Here is a 10245-nt window from a genome sequence, read left to right as displayed (position 1 = left end):
AATAGCTGCCGCTGGCCAGCTGCTCGATGCGGGCTGACTCCAACGGCGTCTCTGACCAGTCAATGCTGCTCAGGTCTCGGTGCACCGGGAAGCGTGCGGCCTTGAGTTGATAGCTCAGACTGCGTGCCTGCCGGTCGGCTTGCTCGGCATCCAGCAACCGTAGCAGCAGGGCTTCGTTTGACAGTGCCTGTCGGTGTCCTTCTGCCTGTAGTTCACGCCACGCTTCGGCCATACCGTACAAGCGTAACTTTTGCAGCCGTATCAGGTGGGAGTGCTCAGACATACACAGTCTCCCGTAGTGCATCGTAACGGGCGCAATTTGCCACCGGCTCTTCGCGCAGGCTCAGCGTATCGGGGGTTGCCAGTGCAGCAACCCGTGGCGGACTGGCCAGCCGTCTCAGCTCATTCAGGACGATGGCCGCACTGGGTTTGCCTTGGCGCTGCGCAAGCTGACAGGCCACCTCCAGCCGTTCCAAGCCAGACTCCCGTGCGGCCAACAGAATCTCGGCAAAGGCTCGGTCTCCCTTGGACTGCTTGAGGACCTGCTGACGCACGGCTTCGATGGCTGGCGGAAGGACCCATTCGACGAACGGTAGGCCGTGACGAAGTGCGCCAGGCTTAGTTTCCAGGATCGACAGGTAATGCCATGGTTCGCAGACCAACTGCTCCCGACCGAAGTGGCGAACATGACATGCCAGCTCCTGACTATCGGCCACGATCCGAATCGTACCGGCACTGATACGCACCGAGACCACCTTGCCGGCCCACTCGGCAGGCACGCTATAGCGGTTGCGATCGACCGACACCAGGCAGGTGCTGGACACGCGTAACAGCTGCTCGACGTAACCGTCGAACGGCATGGTGACCGGTCGCAGATGGGGGCGCTCCAGCTGCAGAACGTCAGCAATACTGGCCTCTTGTGTCGGGTGGCGCCGGCCCGCCAGTTCGTGACAGCGCGTTTCCAGCCACTGATTCAAGCTACTGAAGTCGGCAAAGCGTGGCGTCGGTGTGAACAGCCACTCGCGGATGTTGCCCACCTGATTTTCCACCTGACCCTTCTCCCAGCCGGATGCCGGCGTACAGGCGACGGGTTCGAACAGGTAATGATTGGCGAGTGCCAGAAAGCGTCGATTGAACTGGCGCTCTTTGCCGGCAAACACTGCTTCCACTACGGTCTTGAGGTTGTCGTAGACCATCTTGTGTGGCACCCCGCCGAAGAAGGCGAAGGCGCGGTTGTGCGCATCGAACAGCATCTCCTGGGTCTCGCGCGGATAGGCGACGACAAACATCTGCCGGCTGTAGGTCAGACGGAAATGGGCCAGTTTGATGGTTTGGGTCACACCGCCGAGCACCACGTGTTCGTAGCTCCAGTCGAACTGAGCCACCTCAGCAGGGGCGAATGACAGCGGGACAAAAGCCTGGGTTCTGACGGTCTTGGTGGCACTGGCATTCCAGGCCCGAACATGGCGCTGGATGCTGTCGTAGGCCCCGCGATAGCCTTCGGCTTGCAGGCACTCGAATAATCGGCGGGCGGTGCGCCGCTGCGCTTTGGGTAGAGCGCGATCAAGTTCGAGCCACTGTTCCAGCTTTGCCTGGAAAGCACCCAGCTGCGGCTTGGGCTGATGTTGCCGTTGGTAGGTGGGTTCGGCCGTGGCGTTGAGGTACTTCTTGACGGTATTGCGCGAGAGGTTGAGAGATCGGGCGATGGCACTGATGCTCTCGCCGTTGACGAGGTGTCGGCGACGAATCTTGCCGATGGATTCCATGCAAAGCACTCCAGGTAGACCTCCGCCCAAAAGACGGAAGTGTGGCACACCCGGGGTGGTCAAAATTGGACGCTGATCACCCCGGAAACCTGGTCACTTTTGCACGCTGTTTTACAGCCATGAGCCATTTTNGTGGTCAAAATTGGACGCTGATCACCCCGGAAACCTGGTCACTTTTGCACGCTGTTTTACAGGTAGGGGTCCAGGTACAGTTGGTCGTTGCCGCCATAGAGGCGTATTTCATCTTCGACTTCCAGGACGCCGCGCGGGAAGTAGTCGAAGCGGCCGTGCCGCAGCATGCCGAATAGCGCTTCGTAGCCGATGCTGGTTTCCACGGGCAGCCCGGCCGCGCGCAAAATGTAGGTGTCGGGCCAGTCGTGCCCCTGACCGGCAACCTTGTCATGCAGGTCACGGACGGTGTAGACGCTTTTCAGCAGATCGGCCTTGCCAGCGGGGAGCAGCACCAATCGCCAGCCGATCAGTCCCTTGAACAGCGGGATGCGTATCGGGAGTAGTTTTTTCTCCCGTTCGCGGTCGGTCATGGTCCACATCACGTCCACGCGATGTCGTTGGCGCTGGAGATCCTGAATCGCGCGCCCTTGCTCCATGGCGGGACCGGGGCGTAGCTGGCACGTCTCGCCGGCCTTGTCACAAGCCAAGCGTAGCAAGGTCAGCATGTAAGCCTGCTTGGTGTCCTGTTGCGCTGGCAAGTTGGGATAGCGTATCGGTATATCGGCGCTGGCGTGACTGCTCGACAGCATGGCAATGGCGAGGAGCGCAGTGCGCACCATGGTGGCGGCCATCCGACGGCGGCCCTTGGACAGCGGCATCTCGTTTGTGGCGAGCAGGTGTTCAGGTGGCGTCATGTGCGGGCTCCAGCAGCAGCTCGCGCGTCAGGCTGATCCAGGCGCGGGCCGCGTGCGACAGGTAGGTGTCTTTCTTCCAGATCAGTCCTATATGCCAGATGATGCGCGCCTCGTCGACCGGCACCACGTCGAAACGGTGTGGTTCCAGGTGGCGTGTGACCACTTCCGGCAGCAGCGCGATGCCGAGCCGCGCCTCCACCATGGCTGCGATGAAATCCCAGTGCGCGCTGCGCCCGGCAATGTGCACGCTCTTGCCGAGCAGGCGGAAGGCATCGGTGATGCGCGCGCTGAGCGAGAAATCCTCCGGATAGAACACCAGCGGCCGGTCGGCAATATCGAGCAGGGTGACGCCGCTCATGCCATGCCACGGGCTTCCGAACGGCGCGACCAGACACATGCGGTCGCGTACCAGGCTCAGGCTCTCGAATATGCTGTTGTCTACCGGCAGTACTGCGGCACCGATTTCCAGCATGCCGTTGCGCACGCTGCTTTCAATGGCGCGGGCGCCATCCTCCACCATCTTCAGCTCGACATTGGGATAGCGGTCGCGAAAGGCGCCGACCACCGGCGCGAAAAAGGCGCCGCCCGTCATCGGCGGCAGGCCGACCACCAGCTCGCCGCGCGAGAGATCTACCAGTTCCGCCAGCTGGCTGTTGAGGCGCTGCTGTGCCGCCAGTACATCCTGGCCGCGCTGGTATACCACGCGGCCGGCATCGGTAAGGTGAAAACTCTTGCCTTCGCGAACCAGCAGCGGGCTGCCGATCTCGTCCTCCAGCTGCTTAACCATCTTGCTGATGGTGGGCTGGGTAACGAATAAAGCCTCGGCGGCACGGGTAAAGTTCTGCTGGCGGACCAGCTCGGTAAAGTAGCGCAGTGCCTTGATGTCCATCTTGACTATTCTTTAATGGAATTGATTTTATAATTTTAATTCATTTCAAGAATGAGTGGTGCTTGCTTATACTGCACTCACTCTCTGTGTTGTGTTGTGGCTCGTAACGACAACGGATACTGGCAAACAGGCGGCAAAACGGATTCTCCTCCCGCCTTGCCGCCGCCAGTGTCGGATTGTTTGCCAGTGGTAGCAATATTGCTGGAAGGCATCAGTAGCCGAAACGGAATTGACTGATGCCCCGTACATCCGGGGATGGTGTACGCGGGATATTTCCTGGATTCCCCTTACGAGCGTTGTTGGCCGGCTGTTCAGCCGGCTATTTTTTTATCTGCCGCTTTTGAATTCCAATACGGAATGATTTTAATAAAATTAATTCATTTTCGGAATGTGATGATCCCACTTATACTGCACTCACTCTCTGTGTTGTGTTGTGGCTCGTAAAGACAACAGGCGCTGGCAATCAGGCTGCAGAACGGTTTCTCCTCCCGACTCGCACCGCCGGCGACAACTTGTCAGCCTCCAGTAGCAATACCGCGGGCAAAGGCATCAGCCTGGTGCTGATATCAGGATTGACTGATGCCTCGTGCATCCGGGGATGGTGTACGAGGTTCATTCCTTGGATTCCCCTTACGAGCGTTGTTAGGCCGGCTGCCAAGCCGGCTTTTTTTTTGTGTGTCCAACAGGGCGCATTGCGCGCAAGCGCAACTTGGCCGAAAGCGGTTGACCAGGAGGTATTTGCGGCAGCCATGCCGGAATCGCTTTGGCAGTGGCCATTCCGGCTATCATCAATGGGTGCCCGATCCTGTCGCGGCTACAGGGGGTGCAATATCCGGATGAAATCTGCAGGAGCCTGCCATGTCTTATTGTTGCAAGTACCGATACGTTGCCGGTGCGGCCTCGCGTTGTGCCATGCCGCAGATGGGGGCAACGCCATGATGCGCTGGCTGGAGTGCCGTATCCCGCCGCCACTGGTCGGGCTGACATGCGCCGCGCTGATGGCGGCGCTGACGTGGTGGCGCGGCGGCTGGCCGCCGCCTACGGCGGTGCAATGGCCGCTGTGGTTGCTGGCCGGGCTGGCCGTGCTGCTGGACGGCGGCGCGGTGGTGGCCTTCGTGCGCCGGCACACCACCGTCAATCCACTGACACCGCAGCGCAGCAGCGTGCTGGTGGTCAGCGGTTTCTACCGCCTCAGCCGCAACCCGATGTATCTGGGCATGCTGTGCCTGTTGCTGGCCTGGGCGTGGTGGCTGCAGCAGTGGCCGGCGCTGCTGGGGCCGCTGCTGTTCGTGCTGTGGCTGAACCGCTTCCAGATCGCACCGGAGGAGCACGCGCTGCTGGCGCTGTTCGGCGAGGACTACGCCGCCTATTGCCGCCGCGTGCGGCGCTGGTGCTAGCCGCTTGCGGCCAACGTTGGCCGCAAGCGGCGGCACATAAAGTAAACAGCCCGGCAAACGCCGGGCTGTTTTCATCTAACAGGCCGCCGGATCGAGGGCCGGCCGCGATCCGGCAGCTAGGCGACCTCGGCGCTGCGCTCGCCGGTCTGCAGCCGCCACAGCGCGGCGTAGCTGCCGTCCTGCGCCAGCAGCGTATCGTGGGTGCCGGATTCGATCAGGCGGCCGTGCTCCATCACGTGGATGCAGTGCGCGTGGCGCACGGTGGACAGGCGGTGCGCGATCACCACCGTGGTGCGGCCGCGTGACACCACGTCCAGCGAGCGCTGGATGGCGGCTTCGGTCTCGTTGTCCACCGCGCTGGTGGCTTCGTCCAGGATCAGGATCTTCGGGTCTTTCAGGATCGCGCGTGCCAGCGCCAGCCGCTGGCGCTGGCCGCCGGACAGCTTCTGGCCGCGCTCGCCGATCGGTGTGTCGTAGCCCTGCGGCAGGCGCTCGATGAACTCGTGCGCCTCGGCGGCGCGCGCGGCGGCGACGATGGCGTCGCGGCCAACCTCCGGCATGCCGTAGGCGATGTTGTCCGCCACGCTGCCGTCGGTCAGGAATACGTCCTGGCTGACGTAGCCGATGGCGCGGCGCAGGTCGGTCAGCGCCAGCTGGCGGATGTCCTGGCCGTCGAGGCGGATCTCGCCGTGCTGCGCGTCGTAGAAACGCAGCAGCAGCTTGACCAGCGTGCTCTTGCCGGAGCCGGTGGCGCCGACGAAGGCCACCGTGCGCCCCGGCGGGATGGTCAGCGAGATGTCGTGCAGCACGGTGAGATCGCCGTAGCCGAAGGACAGGTGGCTGAAGCTCAGCTGGCCGCTGACGCTGTCGTGCGGCAGTGCCTTGCCGTGGTAGTCGATGGACAGCGGCGCCTGCAGGATGTCCAGCACGCGGTCGATGGCGGTCATCGAGCGCTGGTACAGGTCGGCGATGTCGGCGAGGCCGGTCAGCGGCCACAGCAGACGCTGGGTCAGGAACACCAGTACCGAATAGCTGCCGACGCCGATGGCGCCGGTGAGCGCCAGATGGCCGCCGTACACCAGCGTCACCACGAAGCCGGACAGGATCGCCATGCGGATCACCGGGATGATGGCCGACGACAGGCGGATGGCGGCGGCGTTGGTAGCGCGGTAGTGCTCGCTGGCGTCGCGGATGTGCGCCGCCTCGAATGCTTCGGCGGTGAATGCCTTGATGGTGGCGACGCCGAGCAGGTTGTTGTTGAGACGGCCGCTGATCACCGCTGCCGCCTCGCGCACCGCGGCGTAACGCGGCGCGATGCGGCGCTGGAACCAGAAGGTGCCGTACAGGATCAGCGGGATCGGCGCCAGCGCGATCACCGCCAGCGTCGGGGCCAGATAGAAGAACACCGCGCTGACCATCACCGTCGAGCACAGCACCTGGATGATGCTGTTGGCGCCGCCGTTGAGGAAACGCTCCAGCTGGTTGATGTCGTCGTTCAGCACCGACATCAGCTTGCCGGTGCTCTTGTCCTCGAAGTAGGACAGCGGCAGCTTCTGCATGTGCTGGTAGGCATCCAGCCGCAGGTCGTGCTGCAGGTTCTGCGCCAGATTGCGCCAGCGCAGCTGGTACAGGTATTCGAACAGCGATTCGCCGCCCCAGATCAGCACCGTCAGCAGGCCCAGCCACATGAGCTGGCTGAAGGCATCGGTCACCCCCAGCGCCGCCAGGAACGACGCGTCGCGGTTGACCACCACGTCCACCGCCACGCCGATCAGCACCTCGGGCAGGATGTCGAAGAACTTGTTGACCACGGAAAAACTGCTGGCCAGGTACACGTCGCGGCGATATCGCCGCGCGTACTGGAACAATCGGGACAGGGATGACATGATGGCGACAGCACAAACAAGAGGGCGGGCAACGATTGTACGCTGCCGTGCCACAAAAATGCATAAAGGATAGGAAGCAATGCTTGAACACACTGTAAACCAGCGCGAACTCACCATGTCGGTGCTGATGACGCCGGATATGGCCAATTTTTCCGGCAACGTGCACGGCGGCGTGCTGCTGAAACTGCTGGACCAGGTCGCCTACGCCTGCGCCAGCCGCTACGCCGGCTGCTACGTGGTGACACTGTCGGTCGACCAGGTGCTGTTCAAGCAGCCGATCCACGTCGGCGAGATGGTGACCTTCCTCGCCAGCGTCAACCACGTTGGCCGCACCTCGATGGAGGTCGGCATCAAGGTGATCGCCGAGGACATCCAGAAGCGCAGCGTGCGCCACACCAACAGCTGCTACTTCACCATGGTGGCCTTCGACAACGGCAAGGCGATGCCGGTGCCGGCGCTGTCGCTGGACAGCGATACCCACAAGAAGCGCTTCCGCGAGGCGGAAATCCGCAAGAAGATGCGCATGGAAGCGGAACAGCACATGCAGGCCGCCGCCGAGTGACTCACGGCGGCGCGCTGCAACCGCTGCTGGCCGGCGAGCAAGCTGCCGCCTACGCGCTGTACCGCGACGCGATGATGGCCGGGCTGCGCCGCGTCGCGCGCTGGGACGAAGCACTGCAACGGCAGCGCTTCGCCGCCAGCCACCAGGCGGCGTCGCTGTTCTGGTTCCAGCAGGGCGGCGCCAACCGCGCGCTGCTCAGCCTGCGCCGTGACGATGCCGCCCTGATCGTCGACCTGCTGGTGGTGCCGCCGGCGCAGCAGCGCAGCGGTTGTGGCCGGCGCGCGATGCATCTGGTGCAGGCGCTATGCCGCCCCGGCGAGCAGGTGCGGCTGAGCTGCCTGCGCCGCGACCGCCGCGTGCGCGCCTTCTACGCCGCGCTAGGCTACCGCATAGCCCGCGCCGGCGCCGATTTCCTCGACCTGGTGTGGCAGGCGCCGGCCTGAGAACCTGTTCAAAGTCTAGCGAGCTAGAGCGAGACAAGGCGAAAACGGCTGAGGAAGCGGAGTTGACATGGGGTCAATGAGCATTCCGAAGCCGTTTTCAACGCCGTATCGCCGAAGCGCAGCAGACATTGAACCGGTTCAGAGCCGTTGCGGCCAACCTTGTTCCGCTCGCGCACTGCTAGCCGTACAATGCCCCCCTTGCCGCCCACCCCTTGTCCCCGACCATGACCGAACCGCTTGCCGACTTCCAGCTTTCCGCGCCCGAACTGCCGCCGGCGCTGCCGATCGCGCACGTGTTCGGCAAGCCGGTACTGGAAATCCCGCAGGACCTGTTCATCCCGCCCGATGCGTTGCAGGTGATCCTGGATAGCTTCGAAGGCCCGCTCGACCTGCTGCTGTACCTGATCCGCAAGCAGAACCTCGACGTACTCAACATCCCGATGGCCGACGTTACCGCGCAGTACATGGGCTACGTCGAGGTGATGAAGGCCGGCCAGTTCGAGCTGGCGGCGGAATACCTGCTGATGGCGGCGCTGCTGATCGAGATCAAGTCGCGGCTGCTGCTGCCGCGGCCGCCGGTGGAAGGCGAGGACGACCCGGACGACCCGCGCGCTGAGCTGGTGCGCCGGCTGCTGGAATACGAGCAGATGAAACTGGCGGCGCTGGCGCTGGACAAGCTGCCGCAGGCCGACCGCGACTTCGCCTGGCTGGCGGTGCTGGTGGAACAGTCCGCCGAGCAACGGCTGCCGGAAGTCAGCGCGCTGGACCTGCGTCAGGCGTGGCTGTCCATCCTGTCGCGCGCCAAGCACAATCGCCACCACAAGGTGAAGCAGGACGAGCTGTCGGTGCGCGAGCAGATGAGCTGGATCGTGCGCTATCTCGACGGCCGCGACTACGTCGCCTTCGAGGAACTGTTCGACATTGGCAAGGGCGTCGCCCACCTTGTGGTCAACTTCATCGCCGTGCTGGAGCTGGTGAAGGAGGGCATGGTCAGGGTCAGCCAGGACGAGCCGTACCAGCCTATCTATGTGAGGCTGGCGGTGGTGTAGGTGGGCGTATCTAAAATGTACAAGTTCAGGGGGCGAAGCGCTTCGCGGCGAAGCGTCCCTTGGGGCGTAGAATTAGGGCAATGTTCGCTGAGCAGTGCTTATGATGCTTGAAATATCAATCTGGTTAGTGAATACGTAACCATGACGTGATAAGGCGTCAACATATTTCGGATCGACACTGCCTGATAGTGTTGTTTTGGCAATATCAATAATAATTCCATCAGTTTTAGCATTGATTTCCGTTACCACCTCAACACGACTCCAATCGGCAGGAGATGGCACCTCAATTATGTAGCTTGATGTTCCTTCAGTTCCAGGAGGAAGGGCGTTGTCATTTGGCAACTTTTGAGCAAAGTACTTTGAATTAATAAATTCCTCTTGCCCCTTTATACGCAATTTGGCTAGTGGTTTGTCAAGTAGAATGCGGTGAACCCCAATGTTTTTTACTGAACACGAAACCTTTACTTGCACTGGTGATGTTGCCCATGCCGTGCAATCGTCATTTAAGGTTGGCCTAATATCGTTTAAGAATTTCGAAATGTCGATGGATAGCTTTGTTTGATCCAGTTGGATTTTTGTTACCTCTATTTCTGTATTAACGCGCTCAACCAGAAAATAACCGATTACTCCCCCGGTGACGACAGCTATTAGATTGATAATTTGTAGCCACTCGCCCAAAGAAAGGCGATTGTTAGTTTGAGGCTGGGGCTGGTGTATTTGATTTTGTGGCATATATCGAATAAAAATATCGTAGGCTGGGCTTCTTTGCATTCAGTCCAACCTACTGTGCTTGTGGGTGGTCCCTGTCGATGTGAGGGGTTAGGCGCTACCTGTTCGCCCTGTCATGGCTGTATTCCATGCCAAGAATGATCCATTGGCTCGGTTGCATAACCACCGTTCTACGGCGGCACACATTCCCTCTCCATCATCTCCGAGTGCGAGGAAGCCGGACAAAGGCGGGCCGAGGCGTTCAAGTTCAGTAGCGAGTGTGTGATGAGTGATTGTGCGAACTTCTACTTTGAGGTTTGGCTCAGTTGAGACTGCCGCTTGCATATGACGCCAACACTGACTGTGAAACAGTTGGTTTTCAGGTAGTCGGCACATCGTACCGGCATCGTAAGCGGGCGATGTGCGCCAGCGGTGCTTAACACCATTTCGTGAGATTCCTACGTATCTAACAGGACCACCCTCCAACTTGACCATGTAGAGGCATGGGACCTTTTCGCGCCACGCTGCCTCATTCAATACTGAGTAATTAGCTCTTAGCCACGGACCAATACGGGCATCGCGTGGATTCTTCTCGATCTTTCGCTTCCACAACGGCGGCTCAAGACGGTGAACATGAAGAACTGGCGTTGCACATTTAAAGATGGATTCGGCGATTTGA

Annotated in this window: 10 protein-coding genes; 4 read left to right on the top strand and 6 right to left on the bottom strand. The window is 61.0% G+C overall.

All coding sequences use genetic code 11. From position 1 onward, the window contains the following. The 4 genes from IE083_RS14540 to IE083_RS14525 all read right to left on the bottom strand — a co-directional run. The coding region (locus IE083_RS14540; RefSeq protein ID WP_229799777.1) for an ATP-binding protein at positions 1-283 on the bottom strand (283 nt) is incomplete at its 3' end. Further along, positions 276-1766, bottom strand: a complete 1491-nt coding sequence (istA, locus tag IE083_RS14535; protein WP_189354759.1) for an IS21 family transposase — start codon at positions 1764-1766, stop codon at positions 276-278. The genes istA and IE083_RS14540, both read right to left, overlap by 8 nt. 188 nt (positions 1767-1954) lie before the next feature. After that, positions 1955-2632 (bottom strand): hypothetical protein, encoded by a 678-nt coding sequence (locus IE083_RS14530; RefSeq protein WP_189354757.1) that lies wholly within the window; start codon positions 2630-2632, stop codon positions 1955-1957. After that, a complete protein-coding gene (locus IE083_RS14525) occupies positions 2619-3521 on the bottom strand; it encodes a LysR family transcriptional regulator (RefSeq protein ID WP_189354755.1) in 903 nt (300 codons plus the stop codon). Before IE083_RS14525 ends, IE083_RS14530 begins: the two co-directional genes overlap by 14 nt. Before the next feature lie 935 nt (positions 3522-4456). On the opposite strand from IE083_RS14525, the gene IE083_RS14520 reads away from it, so the two are divergent. Further along, positions 4457-4918 (top strand): methyltransferase family protein, encoded by a 462-nt coding sequence (locus IE083_RS14520; RefSeq protein ID WP_229799776.1) that lies wholly within the window; start codon positions 4457-4459, stop codon positions 4916-4918. Between the two features lie 116 nt (positions 4919-5034). Here the strand turns inward: IE083_RS14520 and IE083_RS14515 are convergent, their stop codons facing one another. Further along, positions 5035-6804, bottom strand: coding sequence for an ABC transporter ATP-binding protein (locus IE083_RS14515; RefSeq protein WP_189354754.1), 1770 nt, complete (start codon positions 6802-6804; stop codon positions 5035-5037). A 79-nt stretch (positions 6805-6883) separates the two neighbouring features. Here IE083_RS14515 and IE083_RS14510 point away from each other — a divergent pair, with 79 nt between their 5' ends. From IE083_RS14510 to IE083_RS14500, 3 genes are all read left to right on the top strand, one after another. Further along, entirely contained in the window at positions 6884-7366 is a 483-nt protein-coding gene (locus tag IE083_RS14510) for an acyl-CoA thioesterase (protein WP_189354752.1), read from the top strand. Continuing rightward, entirely contained in the window at positions 7363-7809 is a 447-nt protein-coding gene (locus IE083_RS14505; RefSeq protein ID WP_189354750.1) for an N-acetyltransferase, read from the top strand. Before IE083_RS14510 ends, IE083_RS14505 begins: the two co-directional genes overlap by 4 nt. 224 nt (positions 7810-8033) lie before the next feature. Next, positions 8034-8858, top strand: a complete 825-nt coding sequence (locus IE083_RS14500) for a segregation and condensation protein A (protein WP_189354748.1) — start codon at positions 8034-8036, stop codon at positions 8856-8858. 72 nt (positions 8859-8930) lie between these two features. Here IE083_RS14500 and IE083_RS14495 read toward each other — a convergent pair whose 3' ends face one another. Further along, positions 8931-9629: a hypothetical protein gene (locus IE083_RS14495; protein ID WP_189354746.1), complete on the bottom strand. Its 699-nt coding sequence runs from the start codon at positions 9627-9629 to the stop codon at positions 8931-8933. Between the last annotated feature and the right edge of the window lie 616 nt (positions 9630-10245).

This window comes from Vogesella fluminis, assembly GCF_014652335.1.
Classification (GTDB): Bacteria; Pseudomonadota; Gammaproteobacteria; order Burkholderiales; family Chromobacteriaceae; genus Vogesella; species Vogesella fluminis.
Note: the sequence above shows the minus strand (reverse complement) of the source record. Positions and strands in the feature narration are given on the sequence as shown.

Excerpts from the sequence above, each read along its gene's own strand:
- istA (WP_189354759.1), bottom strand. The coding sequence starts at position 1,766 with ATGGAATCCATCGGCAAGATTCGTCGCCGACACCTCGTCAACGGCGAG.
- IE083_RS14530 (WP_189354757.1), bottom strand. The coding sequence starts at position 2,632 with ATGACGCCACCTGAACACCTGCTCGCCACAAACGAGATGCCGCTGTCC.
- IE083_RS14525 (WP_189354755.1), bottom strand. The coding sequence starts at position 3,521 with ATGGACATCAAGGCACTGCGCTACTTTACCGAGCTGGTCCGCCAGCAG.
- IE083_RS14520 (WP_229799776.1), top strand. The coding sequence starts at position 4,457 with ATGATGCGCTGGCTGGAGTGCCGTATCCCGCCGCCACTGGTCGGGCTG.
- IE083_RS14515 (WP_189354754.1), bottom strand. The coding sequence starts at position 6,804 with ATGTCATCCCTGTCCCGATTGTTCCAGTACGCGCGGCGATATCGCCGC.
- IE083_RS14510 (WP_189354752.1), top strand. The coding sequence starts at position 6,884 with ATGCTTGAACACACTGTAAACCAGCGCGAACTCACCATGTCGGTGCTG.
- IE083_RS14500 (WP_189354748.1), top strand. The coding sequence starts at position 8,034 with ATGACCGAACCGCTTGCCGACTTCCAGCTTTCCGCGCCCGAACTGCCG.
- IE083_RS14495 (WP_189354746.1), bottom strand. The coding sequence starts at position 9,629 with ATGCAAAGAAGCCCAGCCTACGATATTTTTATTCGATATATGCCACAA.